This is a genomic window from Fructobacillus pseudoficulneus, from assembly GCF_900108455.1.
Lineage (GTDB): Bacteria > Bacillota > Bacilli > Lactobacillales > Lactobacillaceae > Fructobacillus > Fructobacillus pseudoficulneus.
The window spans coordinates 142247-166886 of the sequence record NZ_FNWS01000001.1; the positions used below are offsets into that span (position 1 = coordinate 142247).

At 46.0% G+C, this 24640-nt stretch carries 21 protein-coding genes, 1 tRNA gene and 1 other RNA gene; 4 read left to right on the top strand and 19 right to left on the bottom strand.

Annotated elements, in window-relative coordinates; translation table 11 throughout:
* Nucleotides 1–6: 6 nt before the first annotated feature.
* The 5 genes from BLW39_RS00690 to glmS all read right to left on the bottom strand — a co-directional run bounded on the left by BLW39_RS00690 (nucleotide 7) and on the right by glmS (nucleotide 6659).
* Complete coding sequence (locus BLW39_RS00690) at nucleotides 7–1743, bottom strand: proline--tRNA ligase (RefSeq protein ID WP_059375591.1); 1737 nt, start codon at nucleotides 1741–1743, stop codon at nucleotides 7–9.
* A 73-nt stretch (nucleotides 1744–1816) separates the two neighbouring features.
* Nucleotides 1817–3073, bottom strand: a complete 1257-nt coding sequence (gene rseP, locus BLW39_RS00695; RefSeq protein ID WP_082138799.1) for an RIP metalloprotease RseP — start codon at nucleotides 3071–3073, stop codon at nucleotides 1817–1819.
* Nucleotides 3074–3116: 43 nt separating this feature from the next.
* Nucleotides 3117–3914, bottom strand: coding sequence for a phosphatidate cytidylyltransferase (locus tag BLW39_RS00700; RefSeq protein ID WP_059375594.1), 798 nt, complete (start codon nucleotides 3912–3914; stop codon nucleotides 3117–3119).
* Nucleotides 3915–3938: 24 nt separating this feature from the next.
* The gene (locus BLW39_RS00705) at nucleotides 3939–4721 is read right to left on the bottom strand and encodes an undecaprenyl pyrophosphate synthase (RefSeq protein ID WP_059375597.1); all 783 of its coding nucleotides are present in this window, start codon (nucleotides 4719–4721) and stop codon (nucleotides 3939–3941) included.
* Between the two features lie 132 nt (nucleotides 4722–4853).
* Nucleotides 4854–6659: a glutamine--fructose-6-phosphate transaminase (isomerizing) gene (gene glmS / locus BLW39_RS00710; protein ID WP_059375604.1), complete on the bottom strand. Its 1806-nt coding sequence runs from the start codon at nucleotides 6657–6659 to the stop codon at nucleotides 4854–4856.
* Between the two features lie 237 nt (nucleotides 6660–6896).
* On the opposite strand from glmS, the gene ade reads away from it, so the two are divergent.
* Nucleotides 6897–8558, top strand: coding sequence for an adenine deaminase (gene ade, locus BLW39_RS00715; RefSeq protein ID WP_059375609.1), 1662 nt, complete (start codon nucleotides 6897–6899; stop codon nucleotides 8556–8558).
* A 5-nt stretch (nucleotides 8559–8563) separates the two neighbouring features.
* Entirely contained in the window at nucleotides 8564–9064 is a 501-nt protein-coding gene (locus BLW39_RS00720; RefSeq protein ID WP_059375617.1) for a hypothetical protein, read from the top strand.
* A gap of 67 nt (nucleotides 9065–9131) precedes the next feature.
* Here BLW39_RS00720 and BLW39_RS00725 read toward each other — a convergent pair whose 3' ends face one another.
* The 4 genes from BLW39_RS00725 to BLW39_RS00740 form a co-directional block, all read right to left on the bottom strand.
* Entirely contained in the window at nucleotides 9132–11495 is a 2364-nt protein-coding gene (locus tag BLW39_RS00725; RefSeq protein WP_059375619.1) for an FtsK/SpoIIIE family DNA translocase, read from the bottom strand.
* 147 nt (nucleotides 11496–11642) lie between these two features.
* Nucleotides 11643–11714, bottom strand: a tRNA-Glu gene (locus BLW39_RS00730).
* An 87-nt stretch (nucleotides 11715–11801) separates the two neighbouring features.
* Nucleotides 11802–12314 carry a tRNA (cytidine(34)-2'-O)-methyltransferase gene (locus BLW39_RS00735; protein WP_059375629.1) on the bottom strand — a complete coding sequence of 171 codons (513 nt, stop codon included), beginning with the start codon at nucleotides 12312–12314 and terminating at the stop codon, nucleotides 11802–11804.
* Nucleotides 12311–13459 carry an AI-2E family transporter gene (locus BLW39_RS00740; protein WP_059375632.1) on the bottom strand — a complete coding sequence of 383 codons (1149 nt, stop codon included), beginning with the start codon at nucleotides 13457–13459 and terminating at the stop codon, nucleotides 12311–12313. The genes BLW39_RS00735 and BLW39_RS00740 overlap by 4 nt, the downstream gene beginning before the upstream one ends.
* 184 nt (nucleotides 13460–13643) lie before the next feature.
* Here BLW39_RS00740 and BLW39_RS00745 point away from each other — a divergent pair, with 184 nt between their 5' ends.
* Nucleotides 13644–14675, top strand: a complete 1032-nt coding sequence (locus BLW39_RS00745; RefSeq protein ID WP_059375635.1) for a lactonase family protein — start codon at nucleotides 13644–13646, stop codon at nucleotides 14673–14675.
* 105 nt (nucleotides 14676–14780) lie between these two features.
* Here the strand turns inward: BLW39_RS00745 and BLW39_RS00750 are convergent, their stop codons facing one another.
* From BLW39_RS00750 to recU, 5 genes are all read right to left on the bottom strand, one after another.
* The gene (locus BLW39_RS00750) at nucleotides 14781–16268 is read right to left on the bottom strand and encodes an ABC transporter substrate-binding protein/permease (RefSeq protein WP_059375638.1); all 1488 of its coding nucleotides are present in this window, start codon (nucleotides 16266–16268) and stop codon (nucleotides 14781–14783) included.
* A 193-nt stretch (nucleotides 16269–16461) separates the two neighbouring features.
* Nucleotides 16462–16830, bottom strand: an RNA gene (gene rnpB / locus BLW39_RS00755) — RNase P RNA component class B.
* A gap of 51 nt (nucleotides 16831–16881) precedes the next feature.
* Complete coding sequence (gene gpsB, locus BLW39_RS00760) at nucleotides 16882–17256, bottom strand: cell division regulator GpsB (RefSeq protein ID WP_059375641.1); 375 nt, start codon at nucleotides 17254–17256, stop codon at nucleotides 16882–16884.
* Nucleotides 17257–17404: 148 nt separating this feature from the next.
* Nucleotides 17405–17959 (bottom strand): SLOG family protein, encoded by a 555-nt coding sequence (locus BLW39_RS00765; protein ID WP_059375644.1) that lies wholly within the window; start codon nucleotides 17957–17959, stop codon nucleotides 17405–17407.
* A gap of 2 nt (nucleotides 17960–17961) precedes the next feature.
* Nucleotides 17962–18633, bottom strand: coding sequence for a Holliday junction resolvase RecU (recU, locus tag BLW39_RS00770; RefSeq protein ID WP_059375647.1), 672 nt, complete (start codon nucleotides 18631–18633; stop codon nucleotides 17962–17964).
* A gap of 154 nt (nucleotides 18634–18787) precedes the next feature.
* On the opposite strand from recU, the gene BLW39_RS00775 reads away from it, so the two are divergent.
* Entirely contained in the window at nucleotides 18788–19825 is a 1038-nt protein-coding gene (locus tag BLW39_RS00775; protein ID WP_322788000.1) for a branched-chain amino acid aminotransferase, read from the top strand.
* A 103-nt stretch (nucleotides 19826–19928) separates the two neighbouring features.
* Here BLW39_RS00775 and BLW39_RS00780 read toward each other — a convergent pair whose 3' ends face one another.
* The 5 genes from BLW39_RS00780 to phnC form a co-directional block, all read right to left on the bottom strand.
* Nucleotides 19929–20561, bottom strand: a complete 633-nt coding sequence (locus BLW39_RS00780; protein ID WP_059375650.1) for a hypothetical protein — start codon at nucleotides 20559–20561, stop codon at nucleotides 19929–19931.
* Between the two features lie 53 nt (nucleotides 20562–20614).
* Nucleotides 20615–22147: a bifunctional metallophosphatase/5'-nucleotidase gene (locus BLW39_RS00785; RefSeq protein WP_074717660.1), complete on the bottom strand. Its 1533-nt coding sequence runs from the start codon at nucleotides 22145–22147 to the stop codon at nucleotides 20615–20617.
* Between the two features lie 68 nt (nucleotides 22148–22215).
* Nucleotides 22216–23010 carry a phosphonate ABC transporter, permease protein PhnE gene (phnE, locus tag BLW39_RS00790; protein ID WP_059375668.1) on the bottom strand — a complete coding sequence of 265 codons (795 nt, stop codon included), beginning with the start codon at nucleotides 23008–23010 and terminating at the stop codon, nucleotides 22216–22218.
* On the bottom strand, nucleotides 23007–23789 hold the full coding sequence (phnE, locus tag BLW39_RS00795) for a phosphonate ABC transporter, permease protein PhnE (RefSeq protein WP_114666307.1): 783 nt from the start codon (nucleotides 23787–23789) through the stop codon (nucleotides 23007–23009). The genes phnE (BLW39_RS00790) and phnE (BLW39_RS00795) overlap by 4 nt, the downstream gene beginning before the upstream one ends.
* Nucleotides 23786–24547 carry a phosphonate ABC transporter ATP-binding protein gene (gene phnC, locus BLW39_RS00800; protein ID WP_059375673.1) on the bottom strand — a complete coding sequence of 254 codons (762 nt, stop codon included), beginning with the start codon at nucleotides 24545–24547 and terminating at the stop codon, nucleotides 23786–23788. Before phnC ends, phnE (BLW39_RS00795) begins: the two co-directional genes overlap by 4 nt.
* Nucleotides 24548–24640: the final 93 nt, after the last annotated feature.

A 24640-nucleotide genomic window follows, 5' to 3' on the forward strand; every position in this document is an offset into this window, starting at 1 on the left:
TAATCATTACTCTTCGTCTGTTTGTCCGTTTAACAAAACAGCAATTGATTCATTAACTTCAGATAGACGCATTTCAAAGTTTGAACCGTCGGCGCGAACAGAAACTTCAACAATTTCTTCACCCGCCTTTTTACCAACCGTAATTCGAATTGGCAAACCAATCAAGTCCGCATCAGCAAACTTAACGCCGGCACGTTCCTTACGATCATCAACCAAGACTTCTAATCCTTGGCTTGTTAGGGATTCTTCCAATTCAGCGGTAACCCGAACTTGGTCGTCATCCTTTACGTTCACGGGTACCAAGTGCACATCAAATGGTGCCACGTTAGCAGGCCAAACCAGTCCCTTGTCGTCGCTCTTTTGCTCGGCAATCGCTGCCAACAAACGAGAGATTCCAATTCCATAAGAACCCATGATCATATCGGTTGCGCGACCATTTTCATCCAACACTTGGGCCCCTAAGGCCTTTGAATACTTCGTTCCTAATTTGAAGATGTGACCAATTTCAATTCCCTTAGTAAATTGCAACTGTCCCTTACCATCAACAGCTAAGTCACCTTCGTGAGCCGTACGGAAATCTGCAATTTGTTCTTCGGTCAAGTCCACATCGCGGTTCCAGTTGACGTTTAAGTAGTGCTTGCCGTCTTCGTTGGCACCGGCGGCAAAGTTTACCAGGTCAGCTGCTCGTTCGTCGACCAGCAACTGGACATTTTCTGGTAGGCCAACAGGACCCAATGAACCAAATGAAGCACCAACAGTTGCCTTGACCTGAGCTTCATCGGCCAATTCAACATCTGAGTAACCAAGGAAGTTTTGTACCTTAACCAAGTTCACCTCAAAGTCACCAGTCGTGACAACGGCCACTAATTCGTTCTCAGGGGTGACAACCATAATGGTCTTCACCAAGTTTTCAGGCTTTTCGTCCAGCAAATTGGCTAATTCATCGATTGTCTTAGCGTGTGGTGTATCAATCTTTTGCAAATCAGCCAAGTCAATACCAGCTTGTGGGTTGTCCTGACGGACATAGAAATCCTTAGCCATTTCGAGGTTGGCAGCATACTCGCTCTTGTCAGAGTAGACAATGGTATCCTCACCGGCAGCAGCAGGAGCTGAGAATTCCTTTGAATCAGAGCCCCCCATTGCCCCGGCATCGCCAACAATCACTCGGTAGTCAATGCCAATCCGGTCAAAGATTTTGACGTAGGCTGCTTCCATCTTGGTAAAGGCAGCATCCAAGCCTTCCTGATTGGCTGAAAATGAGTAAGCATCCTTCATGATAAATTCACGAGTTCTCAGCAAACCAAAGCGTGGCCGACCTTCATCACGGAACTTAGCCTGGATTTGGTAAACCAGCAATGGCAACTTCTTGTATGACTTAATGTCATTAGCAAAAAGTTCCGTAAAGGTTTCTTCATGGGTTGGACCTAAGATAAAGTCACGATCCTGACGGTTCTTAAACTTATACAAATCTTGACCGTACGTTTCATAACGTCCTGACCGCTGCCAAAGTTCGGCAGGCAAAACTTCCGGCACCAACATTTCGTTGGCATCGATACTGTCCATTTCTTCACGGACAATTGCTTCAATTTTATTTAAAACACGCTTAGCCAAGGGGAGGTAAGCAAACATTCCAGCCGTAACGGGTCGGATGTAACCGGCCTTTAAAAGCAACTGATGTGATTTCACTTCAGCATCGGCGGGAATTTCTCGCAAAGTTGGCATGAAAAGCTGTGATTGTTTCATAAAATCCTTCTTTCGGTAGCTAAGTTTATGTACGGAGTGACAACCCCGTTATGAATGTTTTTATTTTTAAATCTTATTGACCTAAGTCCTTGATGGTTACTAAAATCATCAAAACGACCAGCAGAGCGGTTCCGGCACCAGTTAATGCCTTTGAAATCCACGCTGGTGCAGGCCGGCGGAAAATTCCCTCAATTAGGTCTAAAAAGATTTTACCACCATCGAGCGGTGGAATTGGTAAAAGATTAATTAAGCCAAGGTTAACTGACAACAAGCCAAGCAAAGCCAAGACAGTAATCCAACCTTGGTGAGAGGCCTCTGCCGTTGTCTTAGCCAACATCACTGGTCCACCCAGCTTATTAATTGAAAAGCCGCCTTGGAAGAGGTTGGCGATCCCTTGGCCAACCTGAGTAAACCAGGTTTGCGTATTGACCCAGGCAAAACGCAACCGTGAAGCGGGATCTTGGTAACCCTTCACCCCAACCCCGATGCGAATTTGCTTTTGACCAGCAACCGTAATCTTTTCTGGTGTGACGGTTTTAGTCAAAGTCTGACCATCACGGCGTAGCGTCACGGTCAATGGCTGATCAGCTTTCGCCGCTACTACCGTGGCAAAGTCGGTAAATGTCGACACCTTTTCCCCATTAACAGCCGTAATCTGATCGCCAGATTTAATCCCAGCCTTCGCAGCGGGCTCGTGTTGCACCACCTGACCAATCGTTGGTTCATTAAAGTGAACGGCAGGCAGGGCAAAACTCAAAACACCGGCGGCTAAAATGGCTAAAATAAAGTTCATCGCTGGCCCAGCAAAGCTAATCAAGAGTCGCTTCCAGACCGGGGCAGATTCCATCCAAGTTGGCCGTGGTGCTACTCGCGTCGTAATCCCGTCCTCACCAATCCGTAGGGCGTCTGGAGAAACCATTAAAGTCTCCTTTTCGGGCTGACTCTGGCGAAAACCAGTAACCGTCATTGTATCCACTAAGTCGGCTTGGTCAACTTGAAAGAAAATCCCCTCACCGTCTTGGTTAGCCCGCTCGTCAAGCGAAATCACCTGACCAGATTCGTTTAAAATCAGGCGCAAGCGCTGCCCTGCTTCTAATTCATCCTTTTCCAATTCACTGGCCATTCGGACATAGCCACCAACCGGCAATAAACGGATTGTATAGGCGGTTTGATTCTTGTACCAAGATAAAATTTTAGGGCCCATGCCAATGGCAAATTCACGGACAAGAACGCCCGATTTTTTAGCCACAATAAAGTGACCAAATTCATGAAAGCCAACCAATAGGCCAAAAACAATTAAAAATGCAAGAATTGCCGTAATGCTCATCATTCGCCCTCCACTTAATATTAGACGACTTTTAAGTATCGATAACTTACTTTAACATTCCTAAAACAGCCATTAATGGCATCACGACTAACATTGAGTCGAAGCGATCCAAGATACCACCGTGACCAGGCAAAATCCGACCAGAGTCCTTCACGCGGAAGTGACGCTTCAAAGCAGATTCGATTAAGTCACCAATTTGGCCGGCCAATGACAAAATCAAGGCAAAGATAGCCAAATCAAGGGCGTTATACTCCAACCAACCGGTTGAGACATACAAGATGACAACCACCACAATGGCAATCACAGAACCACCAACAGAACCTTCCCAGGTCTTATTTGGTGACAAACGTGGTGATAACTTATGCTGACCAAAAGCCTTTCCCACAAAGTAAGCAAAGGAATCCGTCAACCAAACCGTCAACAAACCAAAGAACAAGACTGGTAAGCCACGGTAATCAGCCTGGTAGAAGTAATGGAAACCAGTTCCGATATAAACCATTGCCAAGTATAAGGTTCCAGCGTCTTGGAAGTTGAAGCTCTTTTTAGCAAAGACCGTCCGGGCCAAGAACAAGAAGGCCAGCCCATAAATCACCGTCTGGCTGTTGACCGTTGAGGGCCAAAAATCATTGAGCCAAAAATTCTTCGGCAAAATAATCGCAATCACACCAATGTATGAAATGGTCGCTTCAAATGAAACCAACAACGTATGCGTCATCCGCAAAACTTCGCTCATAGCTACCATTCCTAAAAGGATTGTCAAAACCAACAATGGTAACTTACCAATAATCACTAACGGTACAAAGACCAACAAGGCCACAACGGCCGTAATAATCCGCGTTTTCATCGGAATTCTCACTTTCTCAATCTATTATTTAACTTTTCCAAAGCGTCGGTCGCGCTTGGTATAGGCATCTAAGGCCAATTCAAATTGTTCTTGGTCAAAATCAGGCCACAAAACCGGCGTGAAGTAGAACTCCGAATAGGCCGCTTGGAATGGCAAGAAATTTGATAAGCGCTCTTCACCAGAGGTCCGGATAATCAAATCAGGATCGGCTAAGTCGCCCAAAAAGCCAGTTGTTAATTTGGCCGCAAAAGCCTCCTTGGTGATGGCTTCAGGAGTTAAGGTCCCCTGTTGCACTTCAGTAGCCAAGGCTTGGGCCGCTTCGATAATTTCGGTTTGACCACCGTAATTCAAGGCAAAGTTCAAGACCATCCCGGTATTTTTGCCGGTCTGCTCCTTGGCGTCTAAGACCGCCTTTTTTGTTGAAGCTGGCAAAGCGTCAATGTCACCAATTGTTTCAACTCGAACATTTTCTTTGATCAATTCAGGGACAAAGGTATCGAAAAAAGTTACTGGTAACTTCATCAAAAACGAAACTTCATCCTGTGGTCGTGACCAGTTTTCCGTTGAAAAGGCATAGACTGTTAAGACCTGGACCCCAGCGTGCGAGGCTAACTTGGTCACCGTTTTAACTGTTTCCATTCCCTGCTTATGGCCGGCTACCCGTGGTAGGTGGCGTTTTTTAGCCCAACGACCATTACCATCCATAATGATGGCTAAGTGCTTTGGCACCTTTAAATCATTGAGCACCATATGGTGGCCAACTCGGTGCTTTTTTTGTTTTGAAAATAAGCTTGCCAAAAGGCTCATGCTACTGTCTCCATCCGACTTTTTACATTTTATTCATTCCCAACTATTCTACCAAAAATTAGGCAGACAAACAAAAAAAGCCGGCTAAATTAGCCGGCAACTTTTGTGGTAAAAGCTTTTATTCGTTTGAAATTATTGGACAGTCACTGACTTAGCCAAGTTACGAGGCCGGTCAACGTCCAAACCACGATCCAAAGTAGCATAGTAGGCAATCAATTGAGCCGGAATAACGGCCAAGATTGGCATCAACAATTCATTAACTTCAGGCAAAACGAAGGCATCCCCTTCCTTTGCCAAACTTTCAGAAGCCAAGATAATCGTATTGGCGCCACGGGCAGCCACCTGAGCGACTTCACCACGAAGCAAGCCAGCCGTCTTTTCTTGCGTGAGCAAGGCAAAGACTGGCGTTCCATCTTCAATCAAAGAAATCGTCCCGTGCTTCAATTCTCCAGCTGCAAAGCCTTCCGTTTGCACGTAAGAAATTTCCTTCAACTTCAAGGCCGCTTCCAAGGCCACCGCAGCATCTAGGCCACGGCCGATGTAAAAGGCAGACTTTTGTCCCTTCAAAGCCGTCTCAGCGATTTGCTTAAAGCTTTCCTTTTCATCGGTAATCGCTGAAATTTCAACCGCTACCTTGGCCAATTCAGCCTTCAAATCAAAGCCGGGATTGCCAAGGGCAGAAGCCAAAATTGCCTGGACCAAAACCTGAGCAGTATAAGCCTTGGTTGAGGCAACGGCAATTTCTGGACCCGCCAAAACTGGCAAGGCAAAGTCAGCTTCACGTGTCAAAGTCGAATTCATCACGTTGGCCAACGTCAAAGCTGGGTATCCCTGCTTCTTAACGTTATCCAACACTTCCCGTGAATCAGCCGTTTCCCCAGATTGTGACAAGAAGATGAAGAATGGCTTTTCTGACAGCATTGGTTGATCGTAGGCAAATTCAGAAGCGATATGCACTTCCGTTGGAATCTTAGCCCACTGTTCAAAGTAACGCTTACCGACCAAACCAGCGTGATAAGAAGTTCCGGCCGCAACAATGTAGAGGCGGTCAGCTTCTTGCATCCTATCAGTGATGGCACAACCGATTCCCTGAAGGTTACCATCTTCGTCAAAGTAGTGAGCGGCAATGTTGCGAGCAACAACTGCTTGTTCATCAATTTCCTTCAACATGTAGTATGGGTAAGCACCCTTATTCGTGTCTTCTGGGTCGATTTCTAGCGTAAATGTCTTGCGATCAACTGGCTTTTTATCAGCATCAAAGACTTCAACTGAGTCAGCCTTAACGATTGCCACATCCCCATCACGCAATTCGATAAAGTCCTTGGTAATATCAATCATGGCAGCGGCATCAGAGGTCACCACGTTGCCATGGTCAGAAACACCAACCAGCAAAGGTGACTTCTTCTTAGCAGCAAACAAAGTGCCCGGCTCCTGGCTATCAACCAACAAGAAGCCGTATGCTGAATTGCCGTCCAACAAAGAAATCATCTTGCGGAAGGCTTCCACATTTGACAAACCCTCTTCAGTAGCAAATTTGTCGACCAATTGGACAGCCACTTCAGTATCCGTTTCAGAAACAAAGTGAACGTTTGGCAAATATTCTGCCTTCAATTCTTGATAGTTTTCGATCACACCGTTGTGAACCAAGAAGAACCGGTCATCGGCTGACTTTTGTGGGTGCGCGTTTTCAACCGTCACGTTCCCGTGGGTTGCCCAACGAGTGTGAGCAATTCCGGCTGTTCCGATAAAGCCGTTGGCCTCTGCCTTTTTAGCCAGCATTGAAACCCGGCCCTTTTCTTTGATGTAGGCTTGACCGCCGTTGTTATCCATCAAATAAACTCCGGCAGAATCATAACCTCGATACTCAAGCTTTTGTAGACCATGCAATAAGCAAGGCAATGCTTGATCAACTCCGGTTACACCGACAATTCCACACATACTAATTTCTCGCTTTCAAATAAAATTGGTTTGGTAATACTTTTTAAGTTAACAATTGCTATTTTATCAGTTTTATCAGTGGTGTCAATGAAAATTGGTCTAATTGGTATAGACAAAAACAATAAGATTTTCTTCTGGTCTTTTTTAACAAGTAAAAGTCATTGTCGAGCCGAATCAGAAAGATCAAGTAATTTGTGCTAAACTGGATAAAATTAATCACTACTAAAGGAGTTAATCATGTCTCAAACAGTCGACTACCGACTTCACGGTGGCCAAGTATTAAATGTCTTTAACCAAGAATTTGTCAAAGAAGATGTCTGGATTAAAGACCAGCAAATTGTTTACTTAGGCGACGACAATGATGATTTAGTCGCTCAAACCACCATCGACTGTCAAGGACAGTTCATTGTGCCCGGGCTGATTGACGCACACCTTCACATTGAATCTTCCTTATTAACCCCATCCGAATTTGGGCGACTATCCCTGCAAAATGGGGTGACTCGGATCTTCGCCGACCCACATGAAATTGCCTCGGTCGCTGGTGTTTCCGGCATTCAATATATGCTTGATTCCGCTAAGAAGACACCTCTGCATATCCATTACATGTTGCCTTCTTCCGTACCAGCAACCCCCTTTGAACATGCCGGGGCGACTTTGGATGCCGATGCTTTGAAGCCTTTTTACCAACATCCAGAAATCGCCGGTTTAGCCGAAGTCATGGATTACCCTGCCGTAGCCAATGGCGATGCTGACATGCTACAAAAGATTCAAGACGCCCAAGACGCTCATCGCCACGTTGACGGCCACGGAGCTGGTCTTGGACCTGCCGAATTAGCCACATACCGAGCTTTTGGTATCGATACTGACCACGAAGCGACCAGCAAAGAAGAAGCCCTTGACCGGGTGAACGCCGGCATGGCTGTCTTCCTACGAGAAGGCACGGTGGAGCGCGATGAACTCGCCTTGTTACCAGCCATCACCGCCGCTAACCAGGGCCACTTTGCCTTTGCGACGGATGACAAATCAGCTGCTGATATCCAAAAAGAAGGCTCCATCAATTTTAACGTGGCCTTGGCAATCAAGAATGGCATGAAACCGGAATTGGCATACACCCTGGCCTCATATAACGCTGCCATGGCCCACCACCTACAAAACGTGGGTGCCATCGCCCCTGGCTTTGTCGCTGACTTGTTAATCCTAAACGACCCCGCCACCATTGATATTAAAGACGTCATGGTCGCTGGAAAATTCTTTCAAAACCAAAAAGAACCAGTCTTGCTCTTACCTGGTCAACAAATCAACCTGACCTTTAGCCAAGCAGATCTCGCCTTAGCACTGGATGCCAGCAAACCAGCCCACGTGATTGAAATTGAGCCCCACCACATCACCACGAAACACCAAGTCGAAATGGTACCAGTTAATGCTGAGGGGCGGTTTGTTGCCAATCAGACGTATGCCAAGGTGGCGGTCATCGAACGCTACCACGACCTCGGCCATGGCCTGGGAATTTTAAAGGGACTAGACTTAAAAGCCGGTGCAATCGCTTCAACCATCGCCCATGATTCTCACAACTTGATTGTGGCCGGAGTCGATGATGCCGACATGGCGCTGGCTGTCCAGACCCTAAAAGAAATTGGCGGCGGTCAAGTAGTCGTTCACCAAGGGCAAGTCACAACCTTACCCCTACCAATCGGTGGCTTGATGTCCGATTTGCCATTTGAAGAATTGATTCAAAAGCAAGATGAGTTAAACAGTGCTTTTGCGCAAATTTCAGACCTCGCCTTTGACCCCTTCCTAACCCTGTCATTTATGGCCCTGCCCGTGATTCCATCACTGAAAATTACCGACCAAGGCCTCTTTGACTTCGATCAGTTTAGCTTTATTAAGATTCAGGACTAACAATTATGCAAGCAATTAACATTACCCCCGTTGATCTCCTCAACGTCCTTGCCGGACAAGAGGTCACCGCTGACGAAAACATGACCGGACAGTTTCTCCTGGTCGCTAAAGAAAATAGCGAAAAGCACTTACCATCAGCCATGGCCGGCGCCATTGCGGACATCGCCTTGGGCCAAGTTCAACTGCAAAGCCTTGTTCATCCAATGAAGATTGCCGTTGATTTGCCCGACTGGACGCCCTACCAGGTCGAAGAAAGCTTTCTGACCAAGGAACCACACAACTGGTTTGGCCCGGAAGCCATTGTGATTGAGAAGCGCTTTGATGACTTTACCAAGGAATACTCCGGTAGTCGTGACGACAAGGGTGGCATCCCGCAAAGCCAGATTCCGAAAAACATCGCTGAACCGCTCTTAATTGAGGATGCCTATTGGGCCGCCTATAAAAACTTTGTCAATGATCCGGATGGCAGCTTTGCCGAACAAATTACGCCATTCTTCACCAAATAATCAAATAAAAAACACACGCTGCAACTTGAACCTCATTTTTGAAGTCCAAATCAAAGCGTGTGTTTTTTTATTCTTCTGGTTTTTTCGTCACGTTCACTTGACGTGGTCGCGCACCATCCGCCGGGCCAATATAACCCGCGTTTTCTAGGTCATCAACCAACCGGGCTGCCCGGTTATAACCAATCCGGAAGCGCCGTTGCAAAAGCGATGTCGATGCCTTTTGCTGGTCAATCACAAAGTCGAGTGCCTCGCCAAAGAGTTCATCATCTGAATCGCCACCATTGGCGCCGGCATCATCTTGAGCGATTTCTTCGTCCGTAACGGTCATTTGGTCATCGTAAGCAGCATCCTGCTGACTCTTAACAAAGTCAACCACCGCCGTCACGTCGGCATTGGAGATGAAGGCGCCCTGCAAACGCTTGTGAGGCTTTCCTGGTGGGGCGAAAATCATATCACCCCGACCAAGCAAGGTTTCAGCCCCGTTTGAGTCCAAAATCGTCCGTGAATCAATTCCAGAAGCCGTCCGGAAGGCAATTCGTCCCGGAATATTCGACTTAATCGTCCCGTTAATCACCTTCACATCCGGCCGCTGAGTTGCCAGAATCATGTGAATTCCGGCAGCCCGGGCCTTCGCTCCCAAGCGAGCAATCGAAACTTCAATTTCAGAACCGACCGTCGCCATCAAATCGGCAAACTCATCGACAATCGCCACAATGTAAGGCAGCTTTGTCATGACGGCATTGCCCGTTTCCTTGGCATGGGCGTTGTTTTCCTCGACTGCATCGTTGTACTCACCAATGTTTCGCTTACCAAATTGGGCGAGCAAATCATAACGGTTTTCCATCTCGTCTACCAGCTTTTGCAAGGACTTAGCTGCCTTGCGGGGGTCAGACACCACTGGCGTCAACAAATGTGGAATCCCATTGTAGATTGATAGTTCCACAACCTTAGGGTCAACCATCATCAATTTGACTTCAGATGGCTTAGCCTTCAACAACAGCGAAACAATAATTCCGTTTAATCCAACCGACTTTCCTGATCCAGTCGAACCGGCAATCAACAAGTGCGGCATGGCCGAAAGGTCGACCGAAACAATGTTACCAGTCACATCGCGCCCCAATGGCACCGTTAGTAGGTCTTGTGACCGGGTATCCGACTGTTCAATCATCGAACGGAAGCCGACCACAGCCTGGGTATCGTTTGGCACTTCGATTCCAACGTAAGGCTTCCCTGGAATTGGCGCCTCAATTCGAATCGACTTCGCTGCCAAGGCTAAGGCTAGGTCGTCCGCCAAATTAGCAATTCGATTGACCTTAACACCCTGACCCGGCTTCAACTCATACTGAGTCACTGTAGGCCCAAGGGAAACCGAAGAAACCGTGGCATCCACGCCAAAGGACTGCAAAGTATCATGAACCAAACGCGATTTAGCGTTTAAGCTTTGTGCTTCCTTGGATTGGTCCGTTGGCGTCGTCTTCGTCAGCAAATCCGTTCCCGGTAAGCGATAATCATCATCAGAAACTGAATCGTGGTTGAGTTCAACGTCATCGTTACCCTTCCGAACGCTCGGTACCGGTGGAACTGGCGTTGGGGCCTGCCAGTTAATCGTTGGCTCAACCGGGTCAGCGCCCAGGTTAGTTGCTTCTTCCACGGGCAAATCAGTGCCGTCTTCGGCCAAATTGTTGGCCGGATCACCAAAGAATGGATCGTCACTTGGGTTAGCCGCAGTTGGCTCAGTCTTACTGAGTCCAAATGGGTGATCGCCAAAGTCAGTCAAATCCTGCTGTTCTTTTTGTGCTAATAATTGCCGCTGATCACGCTTTTTTGCTTGTTCGACCTGAAACTCATTAAAGTTCTCATGGGCCTTGGTAATCCCCTTTTGCGCCATATCACGAGCAGGCACTCGGAAGGTCACAATTACACCAGCGATGTACAAGACGACAATGATGATTGTCACACCCACATTTGATAAGAGCGTGAAGGTCAGCTGGTAAAGCAAAGCGCCCAGCATTCCGGCCCCAACCGGCGTTGAGCTTGACTGATTCGTTAAATCTTGCGCGATTAAGCGAATCACTTGGGTACCATAACCGCCGCCGGGTAGCTCATTTTGTGTGAAAAAGAGCATCGAAGACAGCAAAACCGTCGCCAAGTACAGCATTGCCACCCCAAAATACACATGGGCCTTAATTGGGTAGGTTTTGTCCATCACCAAATAGATTGCCGCCCAGGCAATCAGAGGCAAGAGCGTGATTTGGTAAAGATTGCCAAAGAAGAAACGGACAATATCTGCCAAATAAATTCCAAACAAACCAATCTTAAAAATCGCAAAAATCGAAAGTAAGATAATTGCTAACAAACCAACAATTTGGCCAGCGGTCGATGCCCGGCTAGCCTGCTTTTTTTGACTACGGCGTTTTGCTTGTTTTGCCATTGTCCTCTCCTTAATTTAGGCCAGTAAAAGGACCTAAAAGTCTAGTCTACTTTATCTATCTTAGCACAGTCCTGCCGGGCGCTCTACCCTTGTCGAATCCTTTTCCAGACAACAAAAAAGCCGCAACCGAAGTTGCGACTTTTTTAGTAGCTCGTGAGAGAATCGAACTCTCGATTCCGCCGTGAAAGGGCAGCGTCTTAGCCACTTGACCAACGAGCCATGGTCAGTTGTTGCAAGAACTCTCGCTCAAACAACTATATTAGTATAGCAAGGAAGACGAAATCTGACAACCCTTTTTTCAAAAAATTATTTTAATTTATCCTGCTCATAGGTATGAATCTTATCCAAATGAGCAAAGTCCTGCTGGCGCAAGGCTTCATACAGAACAATGGCAACCGTATTTGACAGGTTCAGTGACCGGATATGGTCATCATTTTGTGGAATTCGGATAGCCTTTTCTGGGTTTTGCCGCATGAAGACTTCAGGCAAACCAGTCGTTTCTTTTCCAAACAAGAAATAATGGTCGCCACTTTCGTCGGCATAATTTGGGTCAGTATAGTCTTGATTGGCAAACTTTGACACCAAATACAGCTGATCGGTTGGCTTTAAGGTTGCCAAAAAGTCTGGCAATGACTTGTGCATCACCAAGTCAACATGGTCCCAATAATCCAAGCCAGCGCGCTTAACCGTCTTATCTGAAATTTCAAAACCCAAAGGTTCAATTAAATGTAAAACAGCATTCGTTCCAGCTGTAGTTCGAGCGATGTTACCGGTGTTAGCGGGCATCACGGGTTCAAAAAGTACAACGTGGTTCGTCATTCTTTTTCTCCTAATTCTTCTTTAAATAACTTGGAATTGGTCCGCCACCAAGTATAGAGGTGCACGACCAAAACCTTCAACACAGCATAGCCAGGCACCGCCAGGATAAAGCCAAGTAAACCAAAAATCTTACCAGCAGCCAACAAGACAACAATGACTGTCACTGGATGAATGTCTAAGGCATCCCCCAAAATCTTTGGTGTAATCACATGTCCTTCCAGTGGTTGCTCAATTACCAAGACAATGGCTGCCAAAAGGGCCATCTTCACCCCACCGGTAACAAAGGCCACGGCAAAGACTGGAACTTGGGCCAAAAATGAACCCAGGTAAGGAATCAAGTTCAAAACCCCAGCCAACAAGGCCAACAAAATACCAGATGGCAAGCCAATAATCGTATAACCAATGGCAAACATCAGCATCACAGAGGTTGCTACCCCAAGTTGCCCCCGGATATATTTCGAAATCTGGCCAGAAAGTTCTGCTAACAATCTCTTGGTTGATGGTCGTGCCTTTGGTGGCAGCTTATCAATAATGAAGTGTGGTAACCGACCACCATCGACTAGAAGGTAGTAAAGGATGAAAGGAGTCGAAACCAAAACGACCCCTGCTTCACTCAAACCAGCGGCGATTTGGCCCACACTGGAAATACCAGCACCAAGGTGCGACTGCACCCAAGTAATGGCCGCATGGTTAATTTGGTCGTTCGAAGTGACCAAGACATTGCGCAATTGATCATACTGATCACCCTTAAAAGTATCGCTAATCCAGTTCTGCCCTTCTTTCAAATAACTTGGCCAGTGCTTGAGTAATTCCGTCACTTGCAACGTCACCACCCGGCCTAGTAAGAAGATGGCCAAAGCCAACAAGGCAATGAAAATTACCAAAACGCCCAAAACAACGTAATTACGCTTCCAGTTCAAGCGCTTTTCAACGGCCGTCACCAACGGATTGAGCATGTAGTAAAAGACACCAGCAATGATAATGGGGGCACCAACAGCTGCCACAAATGACTCAATTGGACCAAAAATAAAGCGAACTTGGTAGCCAAGCCAAATAATCAGCAAGACCAGGACAATGGCCGTGAGCGCCTTTAGCCCCCTTGTCGAACTTAGTCCGCTTGTCTTCGTTTTATTTTTTTCAGACATAACTGCTCCTTTTATCACAAAAGATTAATTCTTCTTATTTTACCATAGGCCGGCTTTAAAAAGGTTCTGGCACAACAAATCAGGCCATTTCCCGCAAGTAATTCCTACCGTAGTCATTCGAGGCCCTTGGCAAAATGTGCTACAATGACCCTGATTAGAATTTAAATAAAGGAGTGATTTGAACATGACCGTTCATCGCGTACTATTTGGTACTTACACCCGCCAAAGTTCAAAGGGTATTTATGAAGCTAATTTTGATTCGGCCACAGGACAACTCGCCGATCCTAAAGTCGTCTTCGAAGGAACCAGCCCCACTTACCTCGCTATTTCTGCGGCTAACAATGTTTACGCCGTTGAAAAGCGTGGCGACCAAGGTGGCGTCGTTGCCTTGGATAACGCTACTCGGCCAATGGATGAAATTGGTGTTTATTTAACCGAAGGGTCATCACCCGCCTATATCGCAATCGATGAAGACCGTCATTTTGTCTTTGCTGGCTACTACCACCGCGGTACTGTTGAAATTTACAGTATGCACGAAGATGGTGCGCTCACATTAAAAGACACTTGGCATAACAGCGGTTCTGGTCCCCGTCCCGAACAAGACAGTTCCCACGTTCACTACGTTAACTTAACACCAGATAACCGTTTGGTGGTTGTCGACCTCGGAACCGACGAAGTCATCACTTTAGACATTGATGACGAAGGTCTCTTGACTGATGTTGCCCGTTACAAGGCAGAAGACGGCTTTGGCCCTCGCCACCTCCGCTTTTCACCGGATGGTCAGTATGCTTACGTGCTGGGTGAACTTTCATCACTGCTTTCCGTGCTGAAGTACAGCGCTGAAGATGGTACATTTGCCCACGTGATGACCATCTCAACGATTCCAACGGATTGGGACGAACACAACGGTGCCGCTGCTATCCGCCTATCAAGTGATGGCCGGTTCATCTATACCTCAAACCGGGGACATGATTCCGTTTCGGTTTACCAAACATCAAACCTCGGTGCTGAAATCGAATTAATTCAAACAATTTCAACAGAAGGTTCATTCCCTCGTGATATGAACTTTGACCCTGAAGAAAAGTTCTTGGTCGTCGCTAACCAAAAGACTGACAACGTTTCCGTCTTTAGCCGCGATACTGAGACCGGTGAATTGACCCTTGTCCAAAAAGACTTCCCAATTCCTGAAGGTGTCCGCGTTAAATTTGAAGGTTAAGACCACGAAGCTGCTAGTCAGCTCCTTTTTCTTTGACAATTGACGACAACATAAAAGCGCCACCACTAGCAACGACTAGTAGTGACGCTTTTTCAATACAAATAATTAACGAGCCATCCGCCGTTCCACAAAGCCCAAGGCCCGTGAAATTGTAAAGGTCAAAACAAAGTAAATCATTGAAGCGATGAACAAAGGCATAAATGGTTCAAAGGAAGCCCCCTGAACGACCCCTGTTTCATACATCAATTCCCCAACACCAATGACCGAGATCACCGATCCCTCCTTGATGACGGAGACAAATTCATTTCCCAAGGCTGGCAAAATTGTCCGAACCGCTTGCGGCAAAATAACCAGACGCATTGCCCGACCATTCGACATTCCAAGCGACCGGGCCGCTTCCATTTGTCCCCTATCAACTGATTCAATTCCAGAACGGATAATTTCAGCCACGTAGGCAGCTGAATTCAAGCCCATGGCCAATGAGCCCGCTACAAAGGCGGACAAATGCAAGCCCATGGCCTGCGTTCCAAAGAAGACCATAAAGGCCTGCACCAACAGTGGCGTGCCCCGAACATATTCAACGTAAATGTTTCCAACCGCCCGCAACAGGAAGGCAGAAGATAACTTCAAGAGGGCAAAGACAGTCCCCAAAGTTGTTCCAATCAAGACCCCAATCACGGCCAAAGCCAAAGTAATCCAGGTTCCTTCAATAAAGTAGTGGCCATACTTTTGCCAGTAGCTCTTGTCTTTAGAAGCAAACATCTGCTTTTGTGCCTGCTTCTTCCAACCATCAAACTGGCCGTTGGTTGTCACCTTGTCAATCACCGAATTAATTTGGGCCACTAAGGCTGGTGAGTTTTTTGACACGGCAATTGAAGACGTTCCAGTCGAGTTAGACGAAAACTTAGGTGTCACCACGGCAAATTTTGAATTCTGGTCGGCATAGGCCTGTGCAATCGTCTTTTCGGCAACAACGCCGGCCACGACCCCTTGTGACAGTTGTGAAATCAAATTAGGGTACTTTTGTAGCGAAACGACCATAGCACCCGGGATTGACTTAGCTGCATCTTCTTGTATCGTTTGAGTCTGTGCCCCAATTTTTTGCCCAGAAAATGCCGATAAATCACCACTACGGTACTTACTTTCATTGGTCTTCAAAACCAACATGGTTTGCGGTGACCGTAAGTAGACGTGGGAAAAATCAACCTGTGATTCCCGCTCCGGCGTGTCAGAAAAGCCAGAAGCAATCATATCGATTTTCCCGGTCTTCAAAGCACCAAGCAAGGCATCAAAGCCCATATCTTGAATCTCGAGCTTAACACCTAACTTTTTGGCAACGGCCTTAGCCAAAGAAACATCAAAACCAACAATTTGGTCTTTACCATTAATCTGGCTATGGAATTCATAGGGAGCGTAGTCGGCTGACAGACCAACAGTTAACGTTCCCTTCTTTTGAATCCGTTCCAAAGCCGGATCCGTTTCAGCCGCAGTAACACTGCTTTTAAATGAAAAAGCCGTTATTAATAATAGCGGGAGCACCAAGGCCAACAGTGTCCCCCAGGTCAAAGCTTTTTTAATCAATTTTGTCACCATGAATTTTGTCCTTCATAACGGTTTGACCGTTACTTATTTTATATCTAGTAAATATTTAGTAATGATGCCAAATGATTCGGCCTCACCAATTTTAATCTTTCTCTTTTGGAGCTTCTCCAAACAGCAATATCCATTTTACCAATAAATGACCATAAAAAAAAGCCCACACAAGTGTGGACTCCCTGCAGTAGATACCTGTAGGCCATGTTTTGTTCCAGTACTTAACAGGGATCAAGTACCTTCAGTAATCATCTATCTAAGCGTTACCGCCATACCAACCATCGTTTCAGTTCACTAGGTTAGCCGCCCCTACCAAAGTTTGGGTTGCCCGCTTGTGGGGTTTACCTCGTCTCAAGCCTTAAGCTTTCGCCTAAGAATACGTTTCTATGGCACTTTCACACCTATTTTGGCATAGCAAAGCCGTAGCCATTTCAGTTGCCGTAGTAACTTTCGTTACCCCTGGGTTTATTCTTTATCCCAGCACAAACACTACACCCATCGCAGAGTGTGCGAGCATGGACCTTCCTCACATGAGAAATATCATGCGCAATTACTCAGTATCTACCATTAGTATTCTAGCACGTTCTGCTAAAATTTACTGATAAAAATTGTCTTAGTTATTGGCGTTATTTTCAGTTCCGAAAACGGCCCGTTCCAAGTTAGCAACGCGCTTAATCAAGTCCAAGTTAGTTGGTGTCGCTGGTTCTTCGACCACTGGGGCAACCGGTGTTGGAGCTGGTGTCGATACTGGTTCAGCTTGACGAACTGGTGCTTCAGCTGACAATTCTTCTTGTGCCTGCTTCAAAGCATTTTGCAACTGACCAACTTGGCTTTGCAATTCTTCAATCCGCTTTGAGAAGACACCATAATCAGCGATGATGTCATCCAAGAAACCATCAACATCTTCTGGGTCATATCCCTTACCAACGCGCTTTTCTTTGAAAACGCGGTTATAAATGTCTTTTTGAGTATATTTCACTTGTGCCACAAGAAAACTCCTTTGAATTCTTTGAATTAAGCTAATCATACCAGTAACAACTGGTAATAGCAAACTAAGTAGTCATGCTAGTAACATTACTGTAACCGGCTAAGATTAAACTGACGTTAATTTTTTTATTTTCAGTCAAAATATGTTCTTAATTAGTTTGATTTTCCTGGTAGTCATTCGCAAATTCTTGCAAATCATCCATCCCCACTAACTCCAGTGGGTACGGCGACTTCTCACGTAAAAGCTGGATAGCTTGGTAATCGTACTGTGATTTGCCTTGATAATCCAAGTCATAAAACATCACGGCACCATCAGTATGGCCAAGTAAAAAGTCTTGGTACTGGCGCAATTGAAAGGGTCCTTGATAGTCTTCACGGTGGACCTCGGCACAGAAATCAACCTTTTGTTTTAACTCGGCCAACCGTGTCTGGCTTGCCTCTTGCCACTGAGAGCCAAAGTGGCCAAAGGGTAAGAGCATTGCCACCTGTAATTTCGGATAATCAGCCTTCAGATCCAGTGCCACCTCTGCCGTCCAAGTTTCAACGCCAAGTTGACCACCTGTGATGACCCATTGCAGGCCCTGCTCGATTTGTTCAATCATTGTTTTTTTTAAGGCGTACTTTAGAACCTCAACCTTAGGATCTTTTTCTTTAAAAACTCCTAATTCATAAGTCCGATAGCCCGTAAACCAAATCCGGCTCATGATTAAAGCCTTCCTTTTTGCCTTCTAACATCATCACTTGGCTGACCGATGCGTTTTCCAGTCGTTAAATCTGCTAAGTAGGCATCAACGGCCGTCAAGTAATCCAAACTAGGTGTTAAGGAGGGCGAAACTGGATACCCCTCCGCTACAATCACCTGATAGGATAGGGACTTATGTCCTCCTAACCTTTGCCAGTCACGCACCAATTCCGGTGCTGGATATAAGTAAGTTTCGTTTAAAACCGTAAACTTAATCAAGACAAAGCCAACCCCACCCTGAGCCACAATGTTTGCTAAGTGGTGAACTTGATGTTCATGAAAGTTTTTCATCGGAAAAGTCGTCTTATTTTTGGTTTCCTTGGCATCAAAGTCCAGGTACCGTCCTTGATAAACGCCATTGTAATCGGTCGTTGACGGTTTTTGAAAGTAGGCTTCTGTAATTTTAGCCGCCGACCGGGCCGGATAATCAACGTTGACGATGGTCACCGGGGTTGGTTTTTTATAGATAACTGCCAAGTGATTGGCCAAGTAATATTCATTGGCTTCATTAATTTCACTTTCTAAGCCCATCCCTCTTCGGCCAAATAACAAACCTTTTTGCGTCGTTTTACCCGTTTTGATTTGATTTTGGATTGGGCCGGCTTCGCCGTGAACGCCCTTTGGATAATTGACCATAACTGCATCCTCAATATCTAAACTGTTTTTAACTTTTCCCTATTTTATCATATTGGCCAAAAATCCGATTTCAATAAAAGAATGATAATCCCCTTGACTTTTTCTCATTTTATTCTAATATAATAATTAACAAATAAGTGAAAGAAGGAATTTGATGATGACCAAAACAAAAAAAGAAGACCTCGACTTTAATAACCTAGGCTTTGCCTATCATGATTTGCCCTATCGCTATAAGGCTGAATATCATGATGGCCAGTGGCAACCAGGCGAATTGACAACGGACTCAACTGTGCAATTGAGTGAATCAGCCGTTGTCCTTCACTATGGGCAAGAAGTTTTTGAAGGATTGAAGGCCTACCGCCGCAAGGACGGTGGTGTGAACATCTTCCGCCCTGACCGCAATGCCCATCGAATGCATAACTCTGCTGAGCGCTTGCTGATGGCGCCATTCCCCGAAGACGAATTTGTGAAGGCAGTCAAGGAAGTCGTCAAGGCCAACCAAGACTTTATTCCTCCTTACGAATCAGGTGGATCACTTTATTTGCGACCATTGTTGATTTCAACTTCACCTGAAATCGGTGTCCATCCGGGCCATGACTTCCTCTTTACAATCTTTGCCATGCCCGTTGGCGCCTATTATCCAGGTGGTTTGGCACCAACTGCCTTTGTTACTTCGGAATTTGACCGGGCCGCTCATGGTGGAACTGGTCAAGCCAAGGTTGGTGGAAACTATGCTGCCTCAATGCTCCCTGGTGATAACGCCCATAAGGCCGGCTATTCCGACGTCGTTTACTTGGACCCACGCGAACACGAGTTTATCGAGGAACTTGGTTTCGCTAACTTCTTTGGAATTACCAAAGAAGGACAGTTCAAGACGCCAAAATCACCTTCTATTTTACCTTCTGTCACAAAATACTCACTTTTGGCTTTGGCTGAAGAAATGGGCATGAACCCCGTTGAAGAAGCCATTTCCATCCATGATTTGGACCAATTTGCAGAAGCCGGTGCCATGGGTACGGCCGCTGTCATTTCACCCGTTGGCTCAATTACTCATGAGGGAAACAAGCATGTCTTCTTCTCTGAAACTGAGGTTGGTCCAAAGACCCAAGCCCTTTATGACCGCCTGATTGGTATCCAATACGGCGACGAAAAAGGACCTGAAGGCTGGGTTCAAGACGTTCCATTGCAGTAATCGTCATCTTTCAAATATTAACAAAAGTCGTTAAAACAAAGTTTTAGCGGCTTTTTCTTTGCAAAAAAAGAGCTGAACGTCAGTTCAGCTCGAATACATCATATTAAACCTTGGCAAAGGTGGTTCCGTCAGGCGTGAGGCCTTGTTGGTCTTTAATCTTCAAAACACCAAAGCCAGTTACGTAGACTTTGTTGTCCCGAATGGCATAGTTACTTGAGCCAATCAGTGTATTTTGGACAGTAAAGCCAACATCATTCCCAGAAAAGGTAACCTTAATTCCCCCCGCTCCAGTCATGTTGGGGTCGGTGTAGTCAAATGACCCCGATATTTGATCAGCAGCCTTAAGTTTCTTGCTACTGTTAAAGACAACTGGGATGTTGGTCTTTGGGTCTATTAAAATAATATTTTTGTGAGTGCTATCAAATGAGCCGTCCATGGTATCGGAACCCAGTGTCACCTTAAAGGTACCCTTCTTAGTGCTCGTCATTTTGTAAGTACCAGTCTGACTATCCTTGGTCCCATCGGCCGTTACGACAACCTTCTTGTTGCTAGTAAACTTCATGTGTTGCGTCACGTTATTCGCACTACCATCTTGGCGGGTTAAAACATAGGTTCCAGTGGGATTCTTTGGGTATTGGCTGCTTTGATAACCCACCGTCGCCATACCAGCGATTACTATCACCAGCACAACAACCGTAATCCAAAGACCCTTGTGATTAGCAATTTTATTCAACATTGATTTACTCTCCATCCACGTTTTTCTCAATCTGTGTCATATTCTATCACAAATCATGAAACCAGTACCTTTACATTCTTTGGCTGGTCAATCTGAATTTGAGGGTGTGCCAGCAAATAGTTAGCAATCAACTCGGCCACGTCCGTTTGGACTTCACGAACAATTTTGTCATGACTGAAGGCAGCATTTCCCGCCCCACCAGCACGGTAATTATTGATCACGACTTCGTATTCAGCCGTTAAGTCTAATGGCTCACCGGCCACTTGGACGTCTTGAATCCGGCTTCCCTGTTGCTTTCTCAAATCAAGCGTGTAAGAAACCCCACTCCAAATATCATCATTGTAGTGTTCCGTCTTTGGAAAAAGATACTTGTCATTAACAGCAGGTTGGCCATCTTTGACATCGAAATAAGCGGCATTATTTTCCAGTGCCTCTAACAACTGCGCACCAGTTAGCTTTTCCACCACCAAAGTGTTCGGATAAATGTAATTGGTCATCACATCACGGACCGTTACCACATCATCGAGCCCCCGCATTTCATCATTAAAAATCGCGTTTGCTGAAATCGATGCCCCAGTCGCAGCCATCTGAACCTGATTCACTAGCTCGGTAAAGGAATGGCCATATAAGCGTGCCTGAAAATGATCGGTAATCCGCATATTTGTCCCAACATGACCAACCGGCTTGTCTAACCAGGCGTTGACCCGTTCATACATTGGCTTCACGATTCGACTGATTTCACTGTCTTCAGCGGCGGCTGCCGTTGGCAAAACAGCTGCTTCATTTTTGCCGTCTTCATCCAAAATGATTCGGCCAACATGGTCGCCTCGATAACCGGGCTGAGTGGTTGGTTTGCCAGCGACTAGGTCCGCCAATGTCCGGTGCTGGTGCCCCGTAACCAAGGCATCGACCCCATCGATGGCTAATAAATCAGTCCCCTGATTTTCAGTAGTGATAGGCTCAATCGCCTCACCCGTGGCTAAATCACGGTTAAAACCACCATGATAAGCAACGACAATTTGATTCACTTTCCCCTGCAAATGCGCAACTAAATCACGGACGACAGTGACCGGGTCTAAAAAGTTCAACCCCGGAATGTTTGCCGGCTTTTCCCAGTGAGGAATGTATTGCGTCGTCACACCAATGACAGCAACCCGTTCACCATTTTTCTCAAAAATACGGTAGGGTTGACCAATAAATGGTTGTTTTGTTTTTTCATCCACGATATTCGCATTTAACAGTGTTTGATTGCCGGCAAAAACCTTTTCAAGATAATCCCGCCCATAATTGAATTCGTGATTACCAAGGATGCGGACATCATAGCCGACCGCTTCGGCCAGTTCGTTGTATAACACAGCCTCATCGGGTACGACTTTTTCAATGTAATTCGTCAGCGGAGAGCCCTGGATAAAGTCGCCATTTTCAATTGTAATCACCAGTTCACCGTCACCAGCCTTTTCTCGTTCGCGACGAATAACCGTGGCAGCTTTGGCCAGGCCAAAACCCAAATCTTGCAGCGGCCGGCGAAAATCATCTGCTAAAAAATAACCATGGACATCTGATGTTGATAAGATTGTTGTTTTCATTTGGCTTCCTTACTTAACAAATGATAGTGAAAAGGTGGCATGCTATGCACACCACCCTCACTTGATCATTAAACTAAACGCTTACGAATTTGCCCTGAGATGAAATCAATGGCCGTCACCATCACGACAATTCCAATGAGGATAATGCCGACTCGTGGCCATGAACGCGTCGAGAGCGCAAAAATCAATGGCGCTCCGACCCCACCAGCACCAACAATTCCAAGAATTGATGCTGATCGAACCGAAATTTCAAAGCGGTACAACGTGTAGTTCATAAACTCTGGCAAAACCGCTGGGAAAGTGGCCATCGTCAAACCATCTAAGGCAGAACCGCCGGCAGCAGCAATGGCCTCATTTGGCCCGCGATCAATGTTTTCAATCGCTTCAGAGAAAAGCTTTCCCATCATTCCAACCGAGTGAAAGCCAAGGGCTAAGACACCGGCATAGGCACCAGGACCAACCGCCTTGGTAAACATGATGGCCAAAACTAATTCTGGGAAAACACGGATAACTGTTAAGAGCAACTTACCAGTTGCTGACTTTGGTGAAAAGAACTTCCGTGTCGTCTTAGCAGCCCAAAAGGCAAGCGGAACGGCTAAGATTGCTGAGATAAATGTTCCCAAAAAAGCAATTGCCAAGGTTTCAAGCAAAGCCGTAATCAAATCTTCGCCATCACCTGAATACACATAGGACCAATCTGGGTGGAATAAACCATTTAAAATTGATCCCAAAACTTGACCAGCCGTTGACTTGATTCCATTCAATGGAATACCAGAAAATCCCCAAAGGAAGATTCCTACGACAACAATGGTAATCACCCAAGGTTGAGATTGCTGCCATAAACTTTTTTTCTTAATCATTATGCCAGTGCCTCCCGTAGTTGATTTGAAATTGTATCAACAATCACGACCACCACCAAAATAGACAAAATCACAACGGCTGTCCGGTCGTAGCGGAACAATTCCAATGTTGTATTCAAATACAGACCAATACCTCCGGCACCTAAGTAACCAAGCACAGTCGAGGCACGAACGTTGATTTCAAGGGTGTATAAGAAGAAACTCAAGAATTGGTTAAAGACCTGTGGAAAGACGGCAAAGGCAATCACCTGGATACTATTAGCACCAGCGGCCCGCATGGCGTCAATCGGTCCTTCGTCAATCGTCTCAATCGCTTCATAAAGGAGCTTGAAGACCATTCCAAAGGAGAAGACTGCTAAGGCACAGACCCCCGAAAAGGCACCAATTCCCACCACTGCGACAAACAAAGCGGCCAGCAGCATTTCTGGCAATGACCGCGTCAAATTCATCACAAAACGAACAAGGCCGCGGACAATTTTACTTTTCACAATGTTGCTAGCAGCTAACAGAGCGACCGGAATCGCGGCTACCCCACCAATCAAAGTCCCAACAAGGGCCATTTGTATGGTTTGCGCAATTGGATTCAGGATAGCTGGTAGGTAACTCCAGTCAGGATTAGACATCTTAATCCAAAGGTCAAAGAACTGATCCCAAGAAAAGTTCTGGCCAACACCGGTCTTCTGACCAGATAACATCATTAAGATAATAAAGAGCAAAAAGAGGGCAAAGCCGATAACGTGCCATTCCTTTAATGCACTACGCTTTGGCAAATTTGGCATCATTGGTCACCAACTTCCGCATAAATGTCTTTAAAGTCGTCCAAATTGACTTCAGAGATTGGCTTGTCATAAACCAGCTTACCGGCTTTCAAACCAACAATCCGAGTGGCATAGTCCATTGCCAGTTCCATTGAGTGCAGGTTAGCGACGACGGTCAAGCCATCTTCTTCATTCAAACGCTTCAAGTCATCCATGACCACCTTGGTCGTTTTTGGATCCAAACCAGACACTGGTTCATCAGCCAAAAAGACCTTTGGTTCTTGCATCAAGGCACGGGCGATTCCGACACGTTGTTGCTGACCACCCGATAAATCACGGGCACGCGTATAATACTTGTCCAACAAGTTCACCCGCTCCAGACTTTTGGCTGCCCGTTCCTGGTCTTCCTTGCTAAACAAACCAAGCGTTGACTGCCAGGTTGAATAGTAACCTACTCGACCAGACAAAACATTTCGTGCCACTGTTGAACGCTTCACTAGGTTATAGTTTTGGAAAATCATCGCAATATTGCGGCGCAACGTGCGTAATTCCTTACCTGAAGCCTTGGTGATGTCTTCACCATCGATTAAAATGTTACCCGATGTGACATCGTGGAGTCGGTTCATTGCTCGTAACAACGTTGACTTTCCGGCACCGGAAAGCCCAACTACCACTACAAACTCACCGGACTCGATTTCGAGGTTAATATTATCTAATCCAACGACGCCGTTTGGATAAACCTTCGAAACGCCTTCCACTTTAATCGTGCCCTGCTTTGACATGTACAAATCCTCTTCTTGTTCCTAATTTAAAATTATTCCATTATGTAAAAATCGCCACCATCACAAGATGGCGGCGATTTCTGTTATAGCATG